The organism is Polaromonas sp. JS666 (assembly GCF_000013865.1).
In the GTDB taxonomy this organism is placed as follows: domain Bacteria; phylum Pseudomonadota; class Gammaproteobacteria; order Burkholderiales; family Burkholderiaceae_C; genus Polaromonas.
The window spans coordinates 1,351,711-1,373,222 of sequence record NC_007948.1 but is presented as its reverse complement, the minus strand read 5'-3'; the positions used below and the strand labels follow the sequence as shown (position 1 = coordinate 1,373,222).

Annotated in this window: 23 protein-coding genes and 2 tRNA genes; 11 read left to right on the top strand and 14 right to left on the bottom strand. The window is 63.9% G+C overall.

Annotated features, from left to right (window positions below):
- Window positions 1–180: 180 nt before the first annotated feature.
- The 13 genes from greB to gspG form a co-directional block, all read right to left on the bottom strand.
- Window positions 181–753 (bottom strand): transcription elongation factor GreB, encoded by a 573-nt coding sequence (greB, locus tag BPRO_RS06620; RefSeq protein ID WP_011482281.1) that lies wholly within the window; start codon window positions 751–753, stop codon window positions 181–183.
- A gap of 105 nt (window positions 754–858) precedes the next feature.
- A tRNA-Arg gene (locus BPRO_RS06615) sits at window positions 859–935 on the bottom strand.
- Window positions 936–1,070: 135 nt separating this feature from the next.
- A complete protein-coding gene (gene gspF, locus BPRO_RS06610) occupies window positions 1,071–2,303 on the bottom strand; it encodes a type II secretion system inner membrane protein GspF (RefSeq protein ID WP_011482280.1) in 1,233 nt (410 codons plus the stop codon).
- Between the two features lie 34 nt (window positions 2,304–2,337).
- Entirely contained in the window at window positions 2,338–3,762 is a 1,425-nt protein-coding gene (gene gspE, locus BPRO_RS06605) for a type II secretion system ATPase GspE (protein WP_011482279.1), read from the bottom strand.
- A 20-nt stretch (window positions 3,763–3,782) separates the two neighbouring features.
- Window positions 3,783–6,026 carry a type II secretion system secretin GspD gene (gspD, locus tag BPRO_RS06600; RefSeq protein WP_011482278.1) on the bottom strand — a complete coding sequence of 748 codons (2,244 nt, stop codon included), beginning with the start codon at window positions 6,024–6,026 and terminating at the stop codon, window positions 3,783–3,785.
- Window positions 6,027–6,031: 5 nt separating this feature from the next.
- Entirely contained in the window at window positions 6,032–6,835 is an 804-nt protein-coding gene (gene gspN / locus BPRO_RS06595; protein ID WP_049764075.1) for a type II secretion system protein N, read from the bottom strand.
- Between the two features lie 64 nt (window positions 6,836–6,899).
- Entirely contained in the window at window positions 6,900–7,403 is a 504-nt protein-coding gene (gspM, locus tag BPRO_RS06590; RefSeq protein WP_011482276.1) for a type II secretion system protein GspM, read from the bottom strand.
- Complete coding sequence (gspL, locus tag BPRO_RS06585; protein ID WP_011482275.1) at window positions 7,400–8,623, bottom strand: type II secretion system protein GspL; 1,224 nt, start codon at window positions 8,621–8,623, stop codon at window positions 7,400–7,402. The genes gspM and gspL overlap by 4 nt, the downstream gene beginning before the upstream one ends.
- Before the next feature lie 118 nt (window positions 8,624–8,741).
- On the bottom strand, window positions 8,742–9,686 hold the full coding sequence (gene gspK, locus BPRO_RS06580) for a type II secretion system minor pseudopilin GspK (RefSeq protein WP_011482274.1): 945 nt from the start codon (window positions 9,684–9,686) through the stop codon (window positions 8,742–8,744).
- Between the two features lie 341 nt (window positions 9,687–10,027).
- Window positions 10,028–10,735 (bottom strand): prepilin-type N-terminal cleavage/methylation domain-containing protein, encoded by a 708-nt coding sequence (locus BPRO_RS06575; RefSeq protein WP_011482273.1) that lies wholly within the window; start codon window positions 10,733–10,735, stop codon window positions 10,028–10,030.
- An 11-nt stretch (window positions 10,736–10,746) separates the two neighbouring features.
- Window positions 10,747–11,139 (bottom strand): type II secretion system minor pseudopilin GspI, encoded by a 393-nt coding sequence (gene gspI, locus BPRO_RS06570; RefSeq protein ID WP_011482272.1) that lies wholly within the window; start codon window positions 11,137–11,139, stop codon window positions 10,747–10,749.
- The gene (locus tag BPRO_RS06565; protein ID WP_011482271.1) at window positions 11,136–11,525 is read right to left on the bottom strand and encodes a hypothetical protein; all 390 of its coding nucleotides are present in this window, start codon (window positions 11,523–11,525) and stop codon (window positions 11,136–11,138) included. The genes gspI and BPRO_RS06565 overlap by 4 nt, the downstream gene beginning before the upstream one ends.
- A gap of 94 nt (window positions 11,526–11,619) precedes the next feature.
- Window positions 11,620–12,060 carry a type II secretion system major pseudopilin GspG gene (gene gspG, locus BPRO_RS06560; protein WP_049764074.1) on the bottom strand — a complete coding sequence of 147 codons (441 nt, stop codon included), beginning with the start codon at window positions 12,058–12,060 and terminating at the stop codon, window positions 11,620–11,622.
- A gap of 45 nt (window positions 12,061–12,105) precedes the next feature.
- Here gspG and BPRO_RS06555 point away from each other — a divergent pair, with 45 nt between their 5' ends.
- On the top strand, window positions 12,106–12,549 hold the full coding sequence (locus BPRO_RS06555; RefSeq protein ID WP_011482269.1) for a type II secretion system protein N: 444 nt from the start codon (window positions 12,106–12,108) through the stop codon (window positions 12,547–12,549).
- Between the two features lie 276 nt (window positions 12,550–12,825).
- Window positions 12,826–13,686, top strand: a complete 861-nt coding sequence (locus tag BPRO_RS06550) for a hypothetical protein (RefSeq protein WP_011482268.1) — start codon at window positions 12,826–12,828, stop codon at window positions 13,684–13,686.
- 104 nt (window positions 13,687–13,790) lie between these two features.
- Here the strand turns inward: BPRO_RS06550 and BPRO_RS06545 are convergent.
- Window positions 13,791–13,877 (bottom strand) — tRNA-Ile (locus BPRO_RS06545).
- Window positions 13,878–14,049: 172 nt separating this feature from the next.
- Between BPRO_RS06545 and BPRO_RS06540 the strand changes: the two genes are divergently transcribed.
- From BPRO_RS06540 to BPRO_RS06500, 9 genes are all read left to right on the top strand, one after another.
- Window positions 14,050–15,423 carry a tyrosine-type recombinase/integrase gene (locus BPRO_RS06540; RefSeq protein WP_011482267.1) on the top strand — a complete coding sequence of 458 codons (1,374 nt, stop codon included), beginning with the start codon at window positions 14,050–14,052 and terminating at the stop codon, window positions 15,421–15,423.
- 3 nt (window positions 15,424–15,426) lie between these two features.
- The gene (locus BPRO_RS06535; protein WP_011482266.1) at window positions 15,427–15,783 is read left to right on the top strand and encodes a hypothetical protein; all 357 of its coding nucleotides are present in this window, start codon (window positions 15,427–15,429) and stop codon (window positions 15,781–15,783) included.
- 115 nt (window positions 15,784–15,898) lie between these two features.
- Window positions 15,899–16,168, top strand: a complete 270-nt coding sequence (locus BPRO_RS06530; RefSeq protein WP_011482265.1) for a helix-turn-helix domain-containing protein — start codon at window positions 15,899–15,901, stop codon at window positions 16,166–16,168.
- A 58-nt stretch (window positions 16,169–16,226) separates the two neighbouring features.
- Window positions 16,227–18,542: a phage/plasmid primase, P4 family gene (locus BPRO_RS27920; RefSeq protein ID WP_011482264.1), complete on the top strand. Its 2,316-nt coding sequence runs from the start codon at window positions 16,227–16,229 to the stop codon at window positions 18,540–18,542.
- An 84-nt stretch (window positions 18,543–18,626) separates the two neighbouring features.
- On the top strand, window positions 18,627–18,986 hold the full coding sequence (locus tag BPRO_RS06520; protein ID WP_198140988.1) for a hypothetical protein: 360 nt from the start codon (window positions 18,627–18,629) through the stop codon (window positions 18,984–18,986).
- A 245-nt stretch (window positions 18,987–19,231) separates the two neighbouring features.
- Complete coding sequence (locus tag BPRO_RS06515) at window positions 19,232–19,597, top strand: hypothetical protein (protein ID WP_011482262.1); 366 nt, start codon at window positions 19,232–19,234, stop codon at window positions 19,595–19,597.
- A gap of 52 nt (window positions 19,598–19,649) precedes the next feature.
- Window positions 19,650–20,126 (top strand): hypothetical protein, encoded by a 477-nt coding sequence (locus tag BPRO_RS06510; RefSeq protein WP_011482261.1) that lies wholly within the window; start codon window positions 19,650–19,652, stop codon window positions 20,124–20,126.
- Entirely contained in the window at window positions 20,123–20,590 is a 468-nt protein-coding gene (locus BPRO_RS06505) for a hypothetical protein (RefSeq protein WP_011482260.1), read from the top strand. Before BPRO_RS06510 ends, BPRO_RS06505 begins: the two co-directional genes overlap by 4 nt.
- Window positions 20,587–21,504, top strand: coding sequence for a hypothetical protein (locus tag BPRO_RS06500; protein ID WP_011482259.1), 918 nt, complete (start codon window positions 20,587–20,589; stop codon window positions 21,502–21,504). Before BPRO_RS06505 ends, BPRO_RS06500 begins: the two co-directional genes overlap by 4 nt.
- The last annotated feature ends 8 nt before the right edge of the window (window positions 21,505–21,512 follow it).

The window sequence follows — 21,512 nt, the reverse complement described above, 5'->3', positions numbered from 1 at the left end:
CCCCCACGCTTGCTCACTTCGTGTAGCCGCTGCCCCCCGAGGGGGCCGCTGCGCCTGCGGCCCGGCTAAGCCGGTTCCGCGGCCCCTGCTGGGCTGGAGAGCTGCCACTTGGCCCCCACGTTCGTTAACCTGTAGCTCTGTGGCCTCGATGTGACATTGCAGGGGTAACGTTTCTGCGTTTTACTGCTTGAGGTCCTCGCGGGCATCGGGCGCTGGATAGTCCACCTTCAGCACTTCGAGCACCTGCAGGCCCTGGGGCGTGACCAGGTTCACTTCATCACCCACCCGTGATTTGAGCAGCGCCCTGGCCGCCGGAGAAATCCAGCTGATTTGCCCCAAGGCGCTGTTGGCTTCATCAATCCCCAGAATGGTGACGGTACGCTCCTCGCCCCTGTCATCGACATAAGTCACGGTGGCGCCAAAAAACACCTGGTCGCTGCCATGGTGGATGGAGGGGTTGCTGATCTCGGCGATTTCCAGCCTTTGCGTCAAAAACCGGATGCGCCGGTCAATCTCGCGCAGGCGTTTTTTACCGTAGTGATAGTCCCCGTTTTCAGACCGGTCACCATTGCTGGCAGCCCAGTGAACAATCTCCACGACCTTGGGACGTTCGTTGTCGATCAGGTCGAGCAATTCGGCGCGCAGGCGCTCGTAACCCACCGGCGTGATGTAATTCTTGCCGCCCGCAGGCAGTGGCGCAAGCGCCAAGTCTTCGTCGTCCTGTTCGGTTTCCCGGGTGAAAGCTTTGCTCATGGCCTGACCAGAATAGCACTGAGGCGCTGAGGCTGCTGATCCACAGCAAAAATGACCGGCGAAAAAACGAAAAAGCCTGCAACTTTCGTTGCAGGCTTTCGTTTTTGGTGCGGCTGGCAGGAATTGAACCCACGACCCCTTGGTTCGTAGCCAAGTACTCTATCCAACTGAGCTACAGCCGCGTAGCTTAAGATTATAGCATGGCCAAATGCGTGCCTTGAGGCCGCGCCGCGTAACTTGTTTAAAAACCACCGGTCGATCCCGGCAGGCGTCCGGGATCGCAGCCGAAACTCAGTCGCTCATATCGCTCATATCGCTCATTTCACGAACTGGTTGAGCTGAATAATCGGCAGTAGCACCGCCAGCACGATCAGCATCACCACCAGCCCCATCGCCACTATGAGCAGCGGCTCCAAAATGGTGGCCAGTGCCATGGCGCGCCGCTGCACTTCGTTGGACAGCTGCAGGGCGGCGCGCTGCAGCATCACGGGCAGCTGGCCCGTCTGCTCGCCCAGGCGCGCAAACATGCTCACCAGGCCGGGAAAGCGTTTTTTCTGCGCCAGCGCCGAGGCCAGTGGAGCACCCTCGCGCACCAGCAGGAGGGCATCGAGCGCGTCAGCGCGCATGGCACGGTTGGACAGGGTTTCGGCAGCCGCCTGCAAGGCCTTGAGAATGGGCACGCCCGCGCCAGCCAGCATGGCCAGCGTGCTGGCAAAGCGCGCCGCGTTGTAGTCACGCGAGAGCCGTCCGACCAGCGGCAGGGTCAGGGTTCTGGCGTCGAATTTCTCGCGGAAACCTTCGTTTCTCAAGGCCAGACGGATACTTGTCACTATCAGAACAAGAGCACCCAGCAGCGCCCATCCATAGCTGCGCACAAAGCCGCTGATGGCCAGCATGGCCACGGTAAGGAAAGGCAGCGCCCGCTTGGTGCCCGCAAAGACGCTGGCCACCTGCGGCACCACATAGCCGACCAGGAACATCACGATCACGATGGCCACCAGCGTCACGATAGCCGGGTACAGCGCCGCGCCTATGAGTTTGGCCTTGAGCGTCTGGCGCTCCTCCAGGTCGTCAGCCAGACGTTCAAGCACCAGGCCCAGGTAGCCGGTTTGCTCCCCCGCGCCGATGACGGCGATGTAGATCGCCGAGAATTCGCCGGGGTGGTGCGACAGCGCCCGGGCAAAGCTCGCCCCGCCGTTCACCTCGGCGCGCAGGGCGGCCACCAGGTTGCGCTGCTTCTCGTCCTCGGCTTCGTCGGTCAGCGCGGTCAGCGCACGCTCCAGCGGCAGGCCGGACGAAACCAGCCCGGCGAGCTGGCGCGTCCAGATCGTCAGGTTCGCGGTATTGAAGACGCGGCCGCCAAACAAGGGCGTCTGCAGCAACGAACGGGGGATGCCCGGGCCAGCGCTGCCGCTCACCGGCTCGACAACCAGTGGCACCAGCGCCTGCGTGCGCAGCAGGCCGCGCGCTGCCTTGGCCGTGTCAGCCTCGATCACCCCCCGGCGGAGCTTGCCGTCGTTCTGCATGGCCTCAAAAGAATAGGCGGGCATGATGGCTTGGCGCAGTATTCGGGCCGGTGCGGGTTCAGTCGGGGGTCACGCGCAGCAACTCCTCGCGCGAGGTGACGCCGGCGGTGACCAGCCGCTCACCGTCGTCGCGCATCAGCATCATGCCCGCCTGCAGCGCGGCTGCGCGAATTTCTGCCTCAGACGCGCGGTTGTGAATCTGGGCGCGAACAGCGTCATCGGTCACCAGCAACTCAAAGACGCCCGTACGGCCCGCGTAACCGGTATAGCCGCAATGCTCGCAGCCGGCGGCCAGGCCCGGACCTGCCGAAGAAGCATGGCAGTAGGTGCACCGCTTGCGCACCAGCCGCTGTGCCAGCACGCCGAGCAGGGACGAACTCAGCAAAAAGGGCTCCACACCGATATCGGTCAGGCGCGTCACGGCACTGGACGCATCATTGGTGTGCAGCGTGGCGAGCACCAGGTGGCCGGTCAGCGAGGCCTGTATGGCGATCTGCGCGGTCTCAAAATCCCGGATCTCACCGATCATGATCACGTCCGGGTCCTGGCGCAGGATGGCGCGCAGCGCCTTGGCAAAGCTCAGGTCTATCTTTGAATTGACCTGCGTCTGCCCGATGCCCGCAAGCTCGTACTCGATGGGATCTTCGACCGTCATGATGTTGCTGGCGCTGGCATCGAGCCGCTGCAAGGCAGCATAAAGGGTGGTGGTTTTACCCGAACCCGTGGGGCCGGTGACCAGGATGATGCCGTGCGGCTGGGCGATCAGGTGTTCGAAACGGTGAAGCACATCACCCTGCATGCCGACCGACTCCAGGCTCAGCTTGCTCTCGCTCTTGTCCAGCAGGCGCAACACGGCGCGCTCACCGTGGGCGCTGGGCAAGGTGCTCACACGCACGTCCACCGCTCGCGTGCCAATGCGCAGGCTGATGCGGCCATCCTGCGGAAGGCGTTTTTCCGAAATATCCAGGTCCGCCATGATCTTCAGGCGCGAGATCAGCGCGGCGTGCAGCGCCCGGTTGGGCTGCACGACTTCGCGCAGGGTGCCGTCCACGCGAAAACGCACGCTCGAATGCCGCTCGTAAGGCTCGATGTGGATGTCGCTCGCGCCGTCGCGCGCGGCCTGTGTCAACAGCGCATTGAGCATGCGGATGATGGGCGCGTCATCGGAGGTTTCCAGCAGATCCTCGACCGCCGGCAACTCCTGCATGATGCGCGACAGGTCGGCGTCGGACTCCACCTCGCTCACCACGGCGGCCGCACTCGACTCCCCTGCCGCGTAGGCGGCGCTGATGCGCTGGGTCAAGGTTCCCGCGTCGGCGCACTGAAGGACCAGCGCGGGGCTGTGCGCCGCGAACTTGCGCATCACTTCACCCAGGGCCGCAGGGTCGGGCCGGGCCGGATGCCACAGCGTCAGCGCATGGCCATCGTCTTCCAGCAGCAGGGTATTGCTGCGGGCAAAGGCGTAAGGCAATGGGTAGCGCATAGGGGTTTACTGGTTCGGGTTTACTGGCCCGGGGCGGGCACGAGCGGGGTTGCGACGGGCGGCGGGGTGACAGTCGGCACTGCCGGCGGTGCTTCTGGTGATGCGGCAGGCGGCACGACGGAGCTTGCGGCAGCCGGACGCAGCGGCGGCAGCACCGCTGACTCATTGACAGGTACCACCACGCTGGACGCGGGCTGGGCATCTTTTTGCACGGCTCGCATCAGGTCATAGCGGTCCATGGACAGGCTTTCGCTGGACGGCGCATCGCGTACCACCACCGGCCGCAGGAACACCATCAGGTTGGTCTTTTTGCGCGAGCGTGTTTCCCCCTTGAAGAGGTGACCCAGTATCGGAATATCACCCAGGCCCGGCACTTTTTCCACGTTTCCCGAGTATTCGTCCTGCAGCAGGCCACCCAGCACCACGATGGCGCCATCATCCACCAGCACGTTGGACTCGATCGATCGCTTGTTGGTGATCAGGCCGGTTGCGGAGTTGATCGATGAAGGCTGCACGCTGCTGACTTCCTGGAAGATCTGCATTTTCACGGTGCCATTTTCACTGATCTGGGGTTTTACCCGCAGCGTCAGGCCCACATCTTTTCGTTCGATGGTCTGGAACGGATTGACTGAACCGGCACTGGTGTTGGCGTTGGTGTACTGGCCGGTGATAAACGGCACGTTCTGACCAATCACGATACGCGCCTCCTCGTTGTCCAGCGTCAGCAGGTTGGGAGTCGAAAGGATATTGCCGGCGCCATTGGCCTCCAGGAATCGCGCCAGGAATCCCAGCACATACACGCCGTTGGTCAGATGCGCCACGCCAAGGTTGGCCCCCGTGGATGGCGCGATGACGCCGGCGGCAGCCTGGGTGGCGAGGGTGATGATATTGGTGCCGCCGATGTTGAAGTTGGTACCCAGCAAGCCGATGTTGTTGTCGCCTTTTTTACCCAGCGCGCCCTGGAACTGGATGCCAAACTCGGCAGCCTTGTCGGCATTGACCTCCGCGATCAGGCTTTCAACGAAGACCTGGGCGCGCCGCGCGTCAAGTTTGTCGATCACCGCACGCAGCTGGCGATATAGCGGCTCGGGCGCGGTAATGATCAGTGAGTTGGTGGACGGGTCGGCCTGGATCTGCCCGCCGGTGGATGGCTGGCTGCTGGTGAGGGTGGCGGTTGCGGCGCCTGCCGCTGCGACTGATCCGGGACCAGGCAGCGGGGCACCGGTTACCACGGGGCCCGCCGCAATGGCGCCGAGGGTGTTTGCCGCCATGGCGGCCCGCAAGGTGGTCGCCAGCTTGGTGGCATCGGCGTTCTTCAGGTAAACCACATAAATATTGCCGCTGGCAGGATCCGCGCCGCTGCCACCGATCGCGGCCTGATCGAGCCTTTCCACCAGCGTCCTGACCAACGCCAGGCGCGCCGGATTGGCGGCGCGCAGGATCAGCGAGTTGCTGCGCGGCTCGGCCAGCAGCGTCGTCCTGAAGGACGTATCGGCCTGGCCCGGAGCGACGCCCCCCGCTCCGGCGGAGTCGATAAGGCGGGAAACCAGCGGTGCCAGGTCGGTGGCGATGGCGTGCTGCAGGCGGATGACTTCCACGCCCGTGGCATTCGCCACATCGAGGGCCGCGATGATGGTGCCGATGCGCTGCAGGTTGTCTGCGTAATCGGTGATGATCAGCGAATTGTTCCCCGGGTTCACATTGATGGTGTTGTTCGGGCTGATCAACGGGCGCAATACCGGCACCAGGTTGTTGGCCGTCTCGTGATTGAGCCGGAAAATCTGGGTGAGGATCTGCCCGCTCGCGGGCGGCACGCGACCGGCGGACACAGTGCCGCTTTGCAGCTTGGCATCCGCCTCCGGCACCACGAGGTACAGGCCGGACGACTCCACCAGCGCAAAGCCCTGCGTCCGCAACTGGGCGGAAAACTGCCGCAGCGCCTGCGCCGGCGTCACAGGCGAGCTGGTCACCAGCGTCATCGTGCCCTTGACACGCGGATCGACCACCACATTGCGGCCGGTAATGACCGCCATGGTGCGCGCCACGGCTTCGATTTCCGCGTTGGCGAAATTCAGGGTGACCGGGCCACCCGGCCGCACTGCGCCGTTGGCCGGCGCCGGGCTGGTTCGCGGTGTTTGGGCATGCAATGGCCTCCCATCCCCTGCAAAAAGAACACAAACCGCTATCGAAACGACAGCAATCGGAAACCTGGGCAATGTGGCCAGGGTTGAGAGCACATGGGCTTGGGTCTGGATGTTTGTCATACTTCTTAACCCCAGGTAATGATGGAACGACTGCCGTCACGGCGCCCGATGATGTTCAGCAGGTTGGCCAGTGCCGCTTCATGCTCAGGCTGGGCGCTGGCCACCCCCTCAAAACGCAGATGTGAACCCACCCAGCGCCCACTGCCACTTAATTGCAGGCTTCCCTCGAGCGTAGCAAGTTCCAGTGAGGTTGTGTTGCCTCCGATGAGAGTCATACGGTAACTCCCCATGGGTTTGAGGGTAGACAGGCGCGACGACAGGCTCAGCGCCGTCAACTCGGCGCGTCCCGACACCACCGTCCGGCCCCCGGTCCATTCCAGGGAAAGGTTTTGCGTTACGAGCCGCAGGCTGCCCTCGGCCTGCACTGTGTTCCAGGGGGTACCCAACCCCGCCAGGATGGCCGCCGGCCATTGCGTTGCGCCATCGGCCACCTGCAGGATCACCCCGCCCCGGCGCGGGGCCAGTCGCCCCCGCAGCGGCGTGGGCGTGCAGCAGTCGGCGGTCACTTGCAGGTTCAGGGCCAGCAAGCCGGGACGCAGATGCCAGTCCACACGCCCCGGCAGGATAGCGCTGTCACGACTGCCGGCACCCCCCGTCAGCAGCAGCCTTGCCGAGCCGGTCCAGACCGTACCGCGCGCCTCGATCAATTCAACCCGCCCCAATGTGGCCCCGGACACGGCCGCGGCCAGCCAGGCCGCCGGCGCGTACACGAGTAAAGCCGTAACCAACCCGATCAAAGCTCCCGAAAGCGCCCAACGCCATGGTGCAACTTCGGCAGGATGGCGGGAGGAGGCTCGGGGGCGCAACACGGTGGGATTCAGACTTGGTTTGAAGGCGTGAAGCAGAGAGATGATCGAATGAAACGGGACCGGCCTACTGCACCGGAAGCCTCAGTACCAGCATGCCGTCCCACGCGGCCGGACCGGCCGGGTTGGAGGCGTTGCGCACCAGGCGCGCCTCATCCGGGATGGCGCCCGCATTCGCTCGTGCCTGGGCCAACCATTGGGCCAAAGCATCGGCCGGCGTGTTGCGCAGCGTGACGGTGGCGCGGTCGCCCACCACACTCAGCTGCGCAGACGCGCCCAGAAGCTTCACCGAAGCCTGGAGCGCGCGCAGCGCATCGTCACGGCTGATCCTGGGCTGCGACTGCAGGGCCTGAGCCTGCGCCCGCAGGCCCTGCATTTTCTGCCACTGCGCATCCAGGCTGCGCTGCTGCGCCTCAGCCTGGCGCAAAGTGCGCAACGGGGGCGCCATCAGCCCCCACCAGAGCAATGCCAGCCCCACCAGCAACGCAACGCTGCGGAGCAAGGTTTGCTCGCGTTGGCCAAGTGCATGCCAGCGCGCCTGAAGAGGGGCCAGGGCATCGGCGATTTTCATGGGGCCAGCTCCTGCTTGATGAACATGGTGTCGCCTTCCGCCCGCGCGCTGTAGCCCTGGCCCTTGAGCTGGACGGACAGGGTGGACGCTTCCTCGGGACCGAGTTGCAGGCCCTTGATGCGGGCCTCGCCAGCCACGAATTCAATGGCGCCCGCGGTCCGGCCGTGAGCCATGGTTGCGCCCAGCGCCGCCAGAATGGCCTCCAGATCGCGCCCCGAGGCGGCTCCGGTGGCCTGCCGCAATGCCGCCACCTCACGCTCCATTTGAAGCGGCGCATCCACCACCACCTTGACGTTCGGAAAGGTCTGCATCAGGGTGTCCTTGACCGCCGCACGCCGGGCCTGCAGCGCCGATTGCTCTTTCCAGGCCCAGGCATTCAAACCGATCAGATTGGCCAGCAGCAGCAGCGCAGCGCCCCACCGCGCCGGTCGCCAGGCGGGCGATTGCCACAGCTCGCGGCCCACGCTGGACAGGCGTTTGACCGTGCGCGCGCGGCTCGAGGAGGCGAGCTCAAACTGCGCCAGGTCCCAGGGCGAACGGGCGGCCTCCAGCCAGCGCTGGGGCCGGGTCATCACGCCGACCTTGCGCTGAAGCACCTGCTCGGCCAGTGCGGCCACGCCGGGTTCAGCCAGGGCCTGAAGCTCTTCATCGGATTCACTGGTGACCGGGATCAGGGTCATCGCTGCGGCGTTCAGGGGAAGTAGCATCACGCCCGCTGCAACATCGCCGGTAACCAGCAGCTGCGGCAGGTCGGCCTCACCCACAGCGTGCAGGTACAGAGGGCCAGGCGCCGGGGCAAACTCCGGCACGATGCGGGTGACCGGACGTTGCGCGAGTTCCAGCGCCTGCAGGTGCCCACGCAGCCAGTGCTTGTCACAAACAGCGACCCAGGCCTGTCCACCGGCAACGGCACCCGGCGCCAGGGCCAGATGCAGTTGCTCCGGCTCATCCAGCAGCCGGTCTTCGAGCAGGCCTTCCAGGATGGAGCGCAGCCGCGGTGAGCCCATGCCAACGCCCTTGGGCAACTCGACCAGATGCCACGACAGCAACCCCACGGGCACGACGGCGATCACCTCGCCGCCGCGCTCGGCGCCCGGCAGCAGGGCCAACGGCACACTGGCGTGGTCCGTCATCGTTCGACCGTCGTGCGTGCGTACGTAGTCATAGCTTGCCGCAGCACCGGGTGCCGCCAAGGGGAGATAAACGATCAGTGTGCTCATGGGCAAAGACCCCGGTTCATTTCATTGTAGGGTAGCGTTTTGACTATGAATACCCCAACGTACCCTCAACGTACCCCGACCGCGGCCGGATGCAATGGATGCAATTCTTCTCTGCGTCTCAGCGGCGGGCCACGTCTGTCACCGTGACAACGCCCCGGTCGCGCCGGAGCGTGCGCACCGTCAGGCCGTCGCGCTGCAGCACTGAACGCTCCTGGACCTCCGTCTGGTCGAGCCGCAATCTGCCGCGTACTTCAAAAAACCGGGAGGCCACCGCGTGCTGGCCGTCATTGAACGCCCCGCTTGGGCCACTGTGTTGCTGATTGGCATCGGCCAGCGTTCGAAAGTGGCTGCGCGCACGCGCGGCCACCAGCTTTTGCGCTTCAGCCATCTCCAGCCCGGCTGTACTGGCATAAATAACTTCGGCGCTGGCGGTATTGAGGTTGACAGGGGTACGCACGGGCAGCAGCGTGATGTAGGGTTCCAGCGCGGCAAGCGTCTCCGGGGCAAGCCCCAGCCAGACCAGTTGCTCGACCCGCTGGGGCATCAGGGGCGTCAGCTGGGTAGGCGCCTGAGCGCCGGCTTGCGAGGCCTGCAGCAGTTGGCTGGCCAGAGTATTCAACTGCTGGACTGGCAAACCCAGCAACTCGAACAGCCGGCCAAAGCTGACCATGGCGGGTTCCGAAATCGCGTTGCCTGCAACCAGGTTGATCACGTTGAGCCTGCCCTGCAAGTCGCTCACCTGGCCGGAAAGAAACGCTTCGCGCTCGGTCTCGCTGGCATTCTTGTCAATGGCCAGAAAGCTCGACAGCCGCGCCTCATTCAAGGGCACGGCCCACGGCTCAGCCAGGTGGTCCGCTCCGCCCGCACGGGCATCCTCACGCAGGATCAGGCGCGTCCAGTCCAGGGCGCCCGTCAGAATCCATGCCGACTGCACCCGGGCACGCTCAGCCGCCTCCACTTCCACACTGCGCCACTGCTGCCAGAGCGCCGCCGCGGCAAAGGTAGCCACCAGTGTCACGGTGAGCATGGCACTCAGGAGCGCCGCACCCGACTCGAGAGCCATACGCAGCGAGCGAGCGTGGGGACTCTCCACCCCAGCAGGAGCCGCGGGACTGGCTTTGCCAGACCGCAGGCGCAGCAGCCCCCTCGGGGGGCAGGGAGCTACACGCAGTGAGCAACCGTGGGGGCTCTCCACCCCAGCAGGGGCCGCGGGACTGGCTTTGCCAGACCGCAGGCGCAGCGGCCCCCTCGGGGAGCAGGGAGCTACACGCAGTGAGCAACCGTGGGGGCTCTCCACCCCAGCAGGGGCCGCGGGACTGGCTTTGCCAGACCGCAGGCGCAGCGGCCCCCTCGGGGGGCAGCGCAGTACACGCAGTGACAAGCGTGGGGGCAATATCCACCGGTTCAAGATTTTTCGCTTCCGAAAGTTGGGCGCACCCAGTCAACGGTGAGCTTGCCGCTGATCGCCTGACCGGGCGGCAGGGTCAGCACCAAGCGGATGCCGTCGGGCACCACAGTCTGCTGGGACACCAGTTGCAAGGCCGCCGGCGGGGTCATGGCCGTCCCCCGGCTGCCGTCGCTGGACTGCGGATTGGTCCACGCGTCGCTGCGGAAATAAAAGAGCTGCCAGTCTTCCAGCGGCGTCACAGGCACTTCGCGCGCGCGATCCTCGGTGCTGGCGTTTTGCGCCCAAAGCGCCGCCCGGCTCCAGGACTCGTTCCAGTCGGCGGCCGTACTCAGCACCGGCGACTGCCAGCGCAGCCACTGCCCCCCAGCCGCATCGATGCGGCGGGTCCATGCCACCACCAGAACGCCCTCGCCGCCCGAGGCCGTGCGCCGCGTCATGCGCAGCACGCGGCCATCCCAATCCAGGTTGCTCACACGGGGTAGCTGGGCCAGCGCATCCAGATCGACTTTCCATTGCGCAAGGCCGGCCTGCAGGGTCAGCACCTCGTCGGCACGCTGGCTGGTCTGCGCCTGCGCGCGCGCCATCCCATCGAGGCCGCGCCAGCTAAGCACGGCCAGCAGCGCCATGACCGTGATGGCCACAAGCATCTCGATCAGTGTGAAGCCGCTGCTCCGGACTTGGGTTCGCGTGGGATGCATCTGCATGGCTCAATAGCTCAATAGCGCGTGACCACCGTGGACAGCTTGAGAACCGGCGTGTTGCCGTCGCTCACCTGCGCATCCACGCGCCGGAATTCAGGGTTGGGTGTGGGCCGCACCGACAGCGTGACCTGCAGGCCGCGTCCGGCCTGCTCGCAGGCCTCCGTGCTGTCGCCGACGCCAGGCATCTGCCGCAACAGGCGAACCTTGACCAGCTGGTTTTCTGCGCACAAATGCGCGAGCAAAACGTCGGACTGGCGCCGGGCGTTGTTGGTCAGGGCGCTCGTAGCCTGAGAGCCGGCTGCGAGGGCGACCGCCACAATGCCCAGGGCCACCAGCACTTCTATCAGCGTGAAGCCCGCCGATGGACGGCGTGCCTGTGACCGTGGCAAGGACCGATGCGGCGTCATGGCTGCACCGGCCCCTGGACAGTAAAGGGACGCAGCCCGTCGGTGGCTACGCGCAGGGTGCGATCAGACTGGCTGACGCTGAAAAGCTCCACCGCCTGCGGGCCGATGATGGGCTCGGGTCCGAGCTGCACGCTGGGGCTGCCGCGAACCATCGTGCCTTCGGCCAGCCACCTGCCGGGTAAAGCCTCGGACGGCAGGCCTTCGAAGCGAAAACCCTCGGCAGTCGCGTGCCAGTACACCGCTACACCGTTTGCACGCGACTGCGCGCGGGCAGACTCGAACAGGACCGCCAGCCGCAGCGCCTCGCGCTCCAGCGTGGTCTGGGCGTTGTCGCGCAGCGCCAGCGTCACGCCGGCCGTGGCCAGTGCCATGATGGCCACCACCACGAGGAGTTCGAGCAAGGTAAATCCCCGGTTGCGGAGATTGCGGGCACGGGCTCCCGGGGCAGCACGTGCAGGGACGGGAATGGAGGCAATATCGCTATTGCCAGCTGCCGATGTCAGCATCTTTGCCTTCACCGCCGGCCTGGCCGTCGGCCCCCAGAGACATGACGTCGACTTCCCCTTTGATGCCGGGGTTGAGGTACTGGTAAGGACGGCCCCAGGGATCGTTGGGCAGCTTTTCCACGTAGGGTTTCCAGTTGGCCGGAATCGGCCCGCTCGTGGGCTTGACGATCAGCGCCTGCAGGCTCTGCTCGGCGGTAGGCATGCGCTGGTTGTCCAGCTTGTAGAGCCTGAGCGCCTGGCTCAGGTTGTTCACATCGGTTCTGGCCGCCATGACACGCGCATCATCGGCACGGTCCAGCACATTGGGAACAATCAGCGCCGCCAGCACACCAATGATGACCAGAACGACCATCAGCTCAATCAGGGTGAAACCAGCCTGCTGGCTACGGCGCGCGAAAAACTTGAGAGAGGTCATGGTTGGGATGTCGGTAGACCAGTGTGCTTCCATCATAATCTCTGTGTGGTAATACTTTCACAAAGCAGGCTGGGCTTGCGGGCCATTACGCTGGTAGTCTGGGCACTCGCTGCTGCGAGCCTGGTGTACTGGGGACTGCGGCTGGCCCCCGGACGCGGTGTGGCCGAGCCGGTGCCCGTCACCTCAGTGAGCCCCGCTTCCCTCGATCCGCTAGCCGTCGCGCGCGTGCTGGGCGCAGCAGCCCCAACACCCTCGCCACAAGTCAGCATGGCCAGCCGGTTTTCCCTCCATGGCGTAGTGGCCGGCTCCCCCGGCGGAGGCGCCGCACTGATCGCCATCGACGGCAAGCCGGCGCGGCCATTTCGTGTGGGCAGTGAAGTCGAAGAGGGCCTGATCCTGCAGTCGACGGCAGCGCGTCAGGCCACACTGGGCGCCACGCGCAACGGCCCGGCCCTCCTAACGCTCGACATGCCACCGCTCACGCGATGATCCGGGTAGCCTCGAACCAATGGCTTGCAGCGCTTGTGTTGCAAGTCATTTCTGTCATTTCCGTCATTTCTTTTTCTGTGCTTTGGTGGCTGCAGGGCGTGTTGGACTTGCACCAGACTCGCTGCAACACCGGCCGCATCGACTGCATCGGTTCCACCGGGCTGGCCTGAAAGCCGCCGGGAACGACGAACTTCAGAGTAATATTTAAATGGTAATGCCGCAACACTTAGAAGTTGGAAGTTAGAAGTCTGCGGCTCCGACTTTGAGGGTACTCCTATGCGTCACGTCAGCCGGTTGGAGGCGCCGCTAAAGGCATTCGCTGCTCTCACAATCTTTTCCGCCTCGGCGGTAACCTTATGGACGGCGTCAGCCTTCTTGAGCACTCCGGCCTTTGCGCAGCGCGAGGCCGCAAGTACCTTTGCGTTGCCTGAAGAACTCAAACCTGTGTTGTCAGAACAAGTCTCCAGAAAGCTTCTGGATTCAACGAAGCTTTCGGGCATCCGTCCAAAGATGGGCTACCGCGGAACCCTTGAAGGTGTCCTGACCATGGTGTCAATGTCCGCCAAGCGTTCACGGGAGTACGAATGCACGGTGACCTCCGGCGGCTTCAATCTTTGCGCGGTAGCGACGACACGACATGACAGCACGTCCGGGAAGCAGCAGGAACTGACGGCGCTGGCAGGCCTCCTTCGCGTGGCTGTCGCCACGACCGACGAGGACAAACCTCCGCTCTATGCCCATGTGCTTACCGACTTTTCCATCAACGGCAATCTGCGGACTTTGGAGACGGTGGGGAACCGGCTGTCGCTTCAGGAAAGTTATATCTCCAGCATTCTTGTCGACGACAAGCTGGAAAGTATCGAATGGGAAGAAAGCAAGGTTTGCATCAACCGGGGCGCCAGGGCGGTTCCCGAGGAATGGACGCCCTTTGGGTTGGCGTATACCTACGATTGCAAGTCCGTGGGGCAACGCAAAGAGCCCCATGTTTCACCGTCCATCAGACGGAACTTCGAACTGGTCTTCCTGTCGCGCGGCCGAAGGTTTGTGGAACCGTTCGTGGTGGATGTGAACGAGAGTCCCTCCGTGATATTCGCCCGCACCTCGCGCTCGGGTTTTACCCCCTCCTGGGCGAAGTAGACGAGCAACCGAAACCTGGCTCGCGCGATATCCAGTTTTGTAGAAACAAACCCTGCTTGTAGAAACGCCCCAGACCCGAAACCGGGGCTGAGGCGCAAATACACTGGTAGGGCGTGTTGGACTTGAACCAACGACCAAAGGATTATGAGTCCTCAAATACGCTGTCCAGCCGTGTTTGCCTCTGTTTTCCCCTGTCGCCGCCTGTTGAAAAAACCCTTGAAAATCAACGCCTGAAGGCGTATCCTTTGTCTGTGCCTGTCGACGTCTGTCCATCTGTGACCAGCGGTCATACAGACACCATACAGACACCAGACAGACACCAGCGCAACCAAAGGACTGCGAACAGACACGAAGGGGAAGGTCATGACAACCTGGACGATCAAGACGGTCGATGCAGCGATCCGCAAGGCGAAGAAGGACGAGTGCGATGTGTGGCTCACCGAGGCGCGCCCGCGTGGCGAAGGCAGGCTGCGGCTGCGTGCGCGACCGGGTGGTCATGTCCTCTTCTACTTCCGCTACTCGTGTGAAGGCACACAGCACCAGCTCGACCTTGGCACTTACGACGAGAGCGGTCGCGCCGGCCTCACGCTCGGCGCCGCGCGCGCGAGCGCGGGAGAGCTGTCAAGGCTTTACCAGAGCGGCGTGCGCAATCTGCACAGCCATCTGGCACACGAGCGCGCTGCGCAGCGGGCACTGATCGAAGCCGCAGCCGCAAAGCGCAGGGAAGATGAAAAACAGGCTACGGCCGGTTCGCTGCAGGCGCTGCTCAAGGGCTACACGCAGCACCTGGAGCGACAGGGCAAGATGTCGGCCAAGGAAGTGGGCAACCTGTTCAAGCTTCACGTGTTCGAGGCACATCCGCAACTCACCGCAAAGCGCGCGTCGGAAGTCGTGCAGCAAGACGTGAGCGCCACCCTGGCCGGGTTGATCAACCAGGGTAAGGGACGCACGGCCGCGAAACTGCGCAGTTATCTTTCCGCAGCATTCACAGCGGGCTTGCAAGCCGAAGGCGACCCGACAATCCATCCATCGCTGCACGGCTTTGCCCTCAAGATGAATCCGGCCGCACTGGTGCCGGCGAAGTCGCTCAGACAGTTCAATCGGGAGCGCGAGCGGGCGCTGAACGAGGACGAGCTGCGCGTCTTCCTGAAGGCGCTCGACGAGCGGCCGGGCCTTGCCACCGACGCGATCAGGCTCACGCTTTACCTGGGCGGGCAACGCCTGGCACAACTGCTGCGGCTCAAGCCCGCGCAGTTTGATCCGGATGGCCCTGCTGTCACGCTGCTCGACCCCAAGGGGAAACGTCTGCAGCCACGGCTGCATGTGCTCCCGCTGACCGACCCCGCCCTGGCAATCGTCGAGCGCCTGATGCAGGCGAACGCCGACCATAAGTACCTGATCAGCAGCCGGGGCAAGGTGCCGGTGCGCGTCGAGACATTGAGCAAGCGGGTCCACGAAATCAGCACGGCCATGGTGAAAGCGAAGAAGGCACGTGCACCGTTCCAGATGTGCGATCTGCGCAGGACATGCGAGACGATGCTGGCCCGCATGGGCGTGTCACGCGACACGCGCGCCCAACTGCTGAGCCACGGCCTCAGCGGTGTTCAGCAAAAGCACTACGACCGCTACGACTACATGCCCGAGAAGCAGCGCACGCTGAAAGCCTGGGCGCGAAAGCTCGATGCGATTGCGAAGGGCGAGGCGCCGGGCAAGGTCGTGCCGCTGCGGAGGGGGTGAGCCATGAAGCCCGTCAAGAAAACATTGCTCGACACCGAGCCTGAGCCGAGCGACGCCGAGCGCGTTGACGCGTTCCTGGAGGGGCTGAAGGAAAAGCGGCGGCGGCTGCGCGCCGAGCTGGTGGACGAGGCAGCGGCGGATGAAGCATTCCGCCGCGAACTGCTCGAAGTGCTCCAGATACTCGGCGAGGGCAAGCGTGGGCGGGTCGCGCCCTCTGCGCGGCTCGACTATGTCAAGGCACTCTGCGAGGCCGGTTTCACGAAGAAGGAAGTCGTCGAACTGATCAGGCGCCTGTACGGCGGTTCCGAGCGACAGGCCGAGCGCGACTTCGAGAAACAGAAGGCCCCGGCGAAACACTAAGTCCCAACCGACGGCACCGACACAAATGCGCATTTGTGCGGCGCTGCCAATTAGCGTTTTTGGCGCGTGCGGGTGGATGATCAGCCCATGTTTTGGTAAACATGGAGTTGACGAAATGGAAACTTTCCCCACCCCTTCTATTGCTGACTTGACGGCGGCCGTCGAACGCGCCGTCGCGGCTGCGCTCGACAAGAAGCCCGATCGCAGGCTTTTGTGTCCCAACGCTTTTGCGGAGGCGGCCGACGTGTCGCGCGCGCTGGTTTACGAACTGATGAAAAAAGGCCTGCTGCGCTATGTGTTCGTCGGAAGCGATAGGCGCATTCCGATCGAAGAGCTTGAGCGCGTCAGGCGCGAAGGCATCGCGTGGCCGAAGGACGACGAATAAGTCAAAGAAAAGCCCCTTGCACCCTGAGGGTGGCGCAAGAGGGCCGGGAGAGCTCGTCATGAACGAAACGAACTGCGAAAATGATAGCGCAGTTGCGCCTGCCGCGCAAATGGCAGCGCGCGATGACTTAATTGCCGCCTACCTGGCCGCCGGCTTTGCGCTGGTCCCAATCCCGCACGGCCTGAAAGGCCCGCGCGCGGCGGGCTGGAACCTTCGCGAAAACGCCATCACCACAAGTGAACAAGCGCAGGCGCAGCTGAACGGGTCGTGCAACATCGGTTTGGCCCACGCCTACAGCAATCCGCCGACTTGCGCCCTTGATATCGACAACATGTCACTCGCCCGGCCTTGGTTCGCTGAGCGCGGCATTGACCTCGACGCCCTGCTGAACGCACCCGGCGCTGTGCGTATCCACTCCGGGCGGCCGGGGCGGGCTAAGCTGCTATACCGCCTGCCGCAGCCGTTGCCGTCGTGCACCCTGCCCTGGGGCGAGCTGCGCTGCGCCAGCGGCAATGGCACGACATGGCAAGACGTCCTGCCGCCATCGACCCACCCAGACACGGGACGTCCCTATGCGTGGATCGGCGACATCGCGAACATTCAGCCGATCCCTGATGCGCCGCTCAGTGCGTGGCGCCAGCAACTGGCCGCGAAAGGCCGCAAGGAACCCCACGCAGTGCCGTGCGCGCAGCGCGACGACTTACCACCGCGTTTCGCCGAGCTGCTGCACGCGGACCCCAAGCTGCGTACGCGCTGGGACGGCGAAACCGGAGGGCTCAACGATGCGAGCCGGTCCGGCCTCGACATGAGCCTGGCTTCGCTCATGGTGATGCGCGGCTTCAATGATCACGAGATCGCCACGGCATTGCGGGCCTTCGCTCACGGGAAGGCCGCGCAGGATGGCCGGGGCGACCACGATTACACTGGGCCACTGCTGGCAAAGCTGCGTGCGCAGCGCACCCTCTCGCGCAGCGAGCCGGCCTGGACCGCCCATCGGCTCGTCGCGGAAAAATTCACCGCCGAGGACGGCGCCGCTTTGCTGCTGCACTGGCGCGGCGACTTCTACGGCTGGCGCGCGGGCGCATGGCGTTCGATGGCGCCCGCCGACCTCGAAGCGGTGATCTACGCCTATCTCGGAGGCGCGCAATATTTGGGCAAGAACGGAGCCGAGCCGTTCGGCCCGAACCGCGCACGTGTCGGCGACGTGATGGCCGCGCTGCGTGCCACGGCACACCTGGCGAGCCATCACGCGCCGCCGTGCTGGCTCAATGAGCGCGAGGGCGACCCCGATGCGCGCGACCTGCTGGTGATGGCAAACGGCATCATGCACCTGCCGAGCCGCACCCTGCGGCCACATGACGCGCAGCTGTTCACAACCACGGGATTGCCGTTCGCTTACGACGCGAATGCCGAACCGCCGATGGCCTGGCTGCGGTTCCTGCGCGAGCTGTGGCCGGATGACGCCGAGTCCCGCGAAACACTGCAGGAGTTCTTCGGCTATCTGCTGACCGCCGACAGCTCGCGTCAGAAAATTTTGATGGTGGTCGGACCGAAGCGCGCAGGCAAGGGGACGGCTATAAAGGTGATGCGCGCGCTGCTCGGCGAGGCCAATTGCGTCGGCCCTACGCTCGACTCGCTGCGCACCAATTTCGGCCTGCAGCCTTTGATCGAAAAACGGCTCGCGGTTATCTCGGACGCGCGCCTGAGCGGCAGGGTCGACCAGCAGGCCCTGGCCGAGAGGCTTTTAGCAGTATCGGGCGAGGACACGTTGACGGTCGATCGGAAACACATCAGCGCCTGGACGGGCCGGCTCGGCGTGCGCTTTGTGCTGCTCACGAACGAGTTACCCCGCATCGCCGACAGCAGCGGCGCTTTGGCGTCTCGGTTCATCGTATTGCGGCTCACGCGGTCATGGCTGGGCTCCGAGGACTTGGGCCTGGCGGATCGGCTTCTGCGCGAGCTGCCTGCAATTTTGAATTGGTCGTTAAACGGTCTGGAACGACTGTGCCAACGGGGGCAATTTCGCCAACCCGCTGCGGCGTCGGAACTGGTCCGCGAGCTGGAAGACTTGGGTTCGCCAGTCGGCGCATTTTTGCGGGAATCCTGTGTCGTGACACCCGGCGCCGAGGTCGAACGTGGCCGGCTTTTTCAGGCGTGGCGTCTCTGGTGCCAAGCCCACGGCTGGGAGCACCACGGCACTGAAGCAACGTTCGGCCGCGACCTGCGTGCGGCGCTGCCGGATCTACAAACGCACCACCCGCGTGTAGAGGGCCGGCAGCGCCGTTTTTACAGGGGCGTTGGACTCGCTGACAGCTGGCAGGGAAATGGCGAAATGGGATTTTTTAATCGTTTGCGCCCCGCTGCGGGAGGGTGATGCAGGCTGATGCATGCATCTAACCATTGCAGGTTCACATTCAAATAAAGATAAATATATATACAGATTGCAATGGAGAAATGCATGCATCAGCCTGCATCAGCGGAGCAGACCAAACATGTGAAAAGGAGCCCCATGAAAAAGCCGACTCTGCTGGTACCACGCCAGAACGTGCGCGAGGTCTTGTCGCCTGACGACGCGGCCCGGCTGCTGGCGAGCGGCTCCTGGGTGCGGGTGGCAACCACCAAGCCCCCGGCGCATAGCGCAAAAAGGCAAAGAGACTTTCAGCGGCGGCGCAAAGCGGCGGGGTATCGGCAACTCAAGACCTGGCTGCCGGATACCGTTTATCAGCGGCTGATGGCGGAACGGCAGCCAGGCGAAACCCAGGCCGCGCTGCTGGAAAGGTTGCTTTGTGAGGTCTTAACCCAGCGAGCGAAGTCATGACGCGCGACGACAGTAGAAAAATTCCCACGCAACAACTCCGCGCCAATCAAGGCTTCCCGCCCGATTTGCCCCCGAAATTGCTACAAAAATAGAAGCATTTTGTGATGTTTTCTCTCTGCCAAAGGATTCATAGTCCTTTTGTCGCTGTGCCGAAAACCCAGCAATGGCGCGGCTATGGCGGCTGTGGAAGTTCTGGGGGCGGTTTCTTGGTACCTATAGGGTACCTGTTGTGAAGGAAATGAACCATGAAAAAGCCCGAATCAACCCTCCCCAGCTCAGCCCAAATCGAGCGCGAGCTCGAAGCCGTGTCACCCGAGGCGCGGGCCTGGCTCTACGCCGGCAACGCTGAGCTGAATCGCCGCCGCGCCGCCGACTATGAGCGCGGCGCCAGGGCGCGCGCGGCGCGCAGGGCCAGGGTGGTAGAGGCGGTCAAGGACGCGGCGGCCGACATCGCCGCGCCCCTGGGTGTATTGCCGCCCGAAGAGCGTGCGGGGTGGATCGAAACCCAGATCGCCACCAAGGAAGGGCATTACGGGCTCGGCAAGAAACTGCCCAGCGTGGAGTTGATCCAGGACATTTTGGACACCGAACTTCTGGACCAGAAACTTTGACACCATGTCCCCGCATCTTCAGACTAACAATTATTTTTGAGGAGTTAGTCGCATGAAAACCGCCACCATCGATGCCCCGGTTGAGCTGCAAATCAAGCCGCGTCCGCGCTTTCCGCAGCTCAAGCCCTCGCAGCTCGCCCTGGCCGAAGCAAAACGCAATAGCTGGACGGCCATCGTGACAAACGACACCACCGTCGAAGCCCTGCAGTGCGCTGACTTCTGGCCCCTGGTGGCGGACCGCCTTAGTCGCCGCGATCTGATCGAGGTTCAGCCCGAAGATAGCTCGTGGTGGGCCGAGCTGCTGGTCCGCGACTGCGGGCAAAATTATGCCGTACTTGTCCTGTTGCGAAAAATCGATCTGCCGCCACTGCATCCGCACACGGTGGACGCCTTGCCGGCCGGCCATACCTGCGAATTCTTAGGCCCCGAACGATTGTGGGGAATCCTGCGCGGCAGCGAAGTGCTGCGCGCAGAATTCCAAACCAAAGGTGAGGCGTGCATGTGGATCATTGAGGCCCTGCGATCATGAGCCCCTTCAACGACCAGGTCATGCGACACGCGCAGGCGACCGCCATCGCGCACGCCGCTTTGCGCACCCCCGTCGATGCGCTGGCCCGCCAGATCGCGGTTTCGATGAAAGCCGAGCGGCGTGCGGCCGAAGTCGAAACCGCGCTACGCTCCGCCCTTGTTCAGCAGGCGCTGTTCGAGCGGGACGTTGCTTTGTGGTTTGGCTCGGACGGTTTGGTGCGACTGGTGGACCAACAACCGGGCGGCCTTGGGGCTGCGCGTTTAAGGCTGCAGCACCCTCCCCGCGCTGGGGTGTGCCGCTACTGCCTGCTGCGCGAGGCCGCCAGCCTGGTGCCCGAGCTTGAGTCAGACGTTGATGCATACGGCCAGCTGGTGTCTGGCAGCTTCATTCATTCGCGTTGCCGCAGGGCGTGGCGTCGCCTGCAGTCTCAAGTAGGACGTATTGAAGAGGTGCCCGCATCATGAACGATTACGACGACATGCTGCCGGCCTCTCAAGGTAGTGGCGAGTTGGTGCCATACGCGCCAGCAGGACCGCTGTTGCCAAGTGCGCCCGCAGGCTCTGCCCTCGACCTTCTCGACGACCGCGCCGAACACGGCCACACCGCCGCGCCGACTGTCTTCGGGCAGCAGCTATCGCCCGGCACGTCGCCGCAGGCGGTGCAGCAGGCCATGGTGCAGATCACTGAAACCTTTGCGCGCGATATGTCGCGTGCTATCCCTGCCGCACACACGCGGTTCGCAATCGATTTATTCAAGCAGATGGCGGCCATGACCCCGGCGCCGCGCAACGTGGTCGCAACCCATAACTATGACCTGCGCAACTTGGCGTTCCTAAAAGAAGATCACGCGCTCGTGACTTTTTTTGCCAACGCCATGGCGCAGCGCGGCCTGCCGCAGTCGAGCGCATATGCAATTCTTCATTGGTATCACGCCCTTTCTGCCCGGGTGTATCAGCAGCAGTCGCAGCAACAGCAGCAGCGCACTACCGATACCTTCAGCGATTCGGAACTCGCTCAGATTGATGAACGGAGCGAAAGCGACCGGGAAGACGGGATGGACGTTTTACGCGTCGCCTGGGGGCATGAGCTTGAGCCCCGCCTGGCACTGGTGCGTCAGTACGTGAGAAACCTGCCTGCAGCGGCGCGCCAGAAGCTCGAAAACGCAGTGCTGCCTGGCGGAAAACTCGCCGCGAATGATGCGGGCGTGATACAGGCCCTGCATGCCGAAGCGGTCGGCCCGATGCCCACTGGTGGCAATCTCGCACTGGAGATTGCCGAAATAGAACACGCTCTGCGCACTGACCGCGCCCGTTACAACCGCAGCCCCCTGATGCAGGCACGTTATTTAGCGCTGCTGCACCTCCGTGACGATTCATAAGGAGATTC

Excerpts from the sequence above, each read along its gene's own strand:
- BPRO_RS06520 (WP_198140988.1), top strand. The coding sequence starts at position 18,627 with ATGCATCAGCCTGCATCAGCGGAGCAGACCAAACATGTGAAAAGGAGC.
- gspM (WP_011482276.1), bottom strand. The coding sequence starts at position 7,403 with ATGAAAATCGCCGATGCCCTGGCCCCTCTTCAGGCGCGCTGGCATGCA.
- gspE (WP_011482279.1), bottom strand. The coding sequence starts at position 3,762 with ATGCGCTACCCATTGCCTTACGCCTTTGCCCGCAGCAATACCCTGCTG.
- BPRO_RS06500 (WP_011482259.1), top strand. The coding sequence starts at position 20,587 with ATGAACGATTACGACGACATGCTGCCGGCCTCTCAAGGTAGTGGCGAG.
- BPRO_RS06510 (WP_011482261.1), top strand. The coding sequence starts at position 19,650 with ATGAAAACCGCCACCATCGATGCCCCGGTTGAGCTGCAAATCAAGCCG.
- BPRO_RS06575 (WP_011482273.1), bottom strand. The coding sequence starts at position 10,735 with ATGCAGATGCATCCCACGCGAACCCAAGTCCGGAGCAGCGGCTTCACA.
- gspG (WP_049764074.1), bottom strand. The coding sequence starts at position 12,060 with ATGACCTCTCTCAAGTTTTTCGCGCGCCGTAGCCAGCAGGCTGGTTTC.
- gspD (WP_011482278.1), bottom strand. The coding sequence starts at position 6,026 with ATGACAAACATCCAGACCCAAGCCCATGTGCTCTCAACCCTGGCCACA.
- gspK (WP_011482274.1), bottom strand. The coding sequence starts at position 9,686 with ATGGCTCTCGAGTCGGGTGCGGCGCTCCTGAGTGCCATGCTCACCGTG.
- BPRO_RS06515 (WP_011482262.1), top strand. The coding sequence starts at position 19,232 with ATGAAAAAGCCCGAATCAACCCTCCCCAGCTCAGCCCAAATCGAGCGC.
- gspF (WP_011482280.1), bottom strand. The coding sequence starts at position 2,303 with ATGCCCGCCTATTCTTTTGAGGCCATGCAGAACGACGGCAAGCTCCGC.
- gspI (WP_011482272.1), bottom strand. The coding sequence starts at position 11,139 with ATGACGCCGCATCGGTCCTTGCCACGGTCACAGGCACGCCGTCCATCG.
- gspL (WP_011482275.1), bottom strand. The coding sequence starts at position 8,623 with ATGAGCACACTGATCGTTTATCTCCCCTTGGCGGCACCCGGTGCTGCG.
- BPRO_RS06505 (WP_011482260.1), top strand. The coding sequence starts at position 20,123 with ATGAGCCCCTTCAACGACCAGGTCATGCGACACGCGCAGGCGACCGCC.
- BPRO_RS06540 (WP_011482267.1), top strand. The coding sequence starts at position 14,050 with ATGACAACCTGGACGATCAAGACGGTCGATGCAGCGATCCGCAAGGCG.
- BPRO_RS06535 (WP_011482266.1), top strand. The coding sequence starts at position 15,427 with ATGAAGCCCGTCAAGAAAACATTGCTCGACACCGAGCCTGAGCCGAGC.
- BPRO_RS27920 (WP_011482264.1), top strand. The coding sequence starts at position 16,227 with ATGAACGAAACGAACTGCGAAAATGATAGCGCAGTTGCGCCTGCCGCG.
- BPRO_RS06530 (WP_011482265.1), top strand. The coding sequence starts at position 15,899 with ATGGAAACTTTCCCCACCCCTTCTATTGCTGACTTGACGGCGGCCGTC.
- greB (WP_011482281.1), bottom strand. The coding sequence starts at position 753 with ATGAGCAAAGCTTTCACCCGGGAAACCGAACAGGACGACGAAGACTTG.
- BPRO_RS06550 (WP_011482268.1), top strand. The coding sequence starts at position 12,826 with ATGCGTCACGTCAGCCGGTTGGAGGCGCCGCTAAAGGCATTCGCTGCT.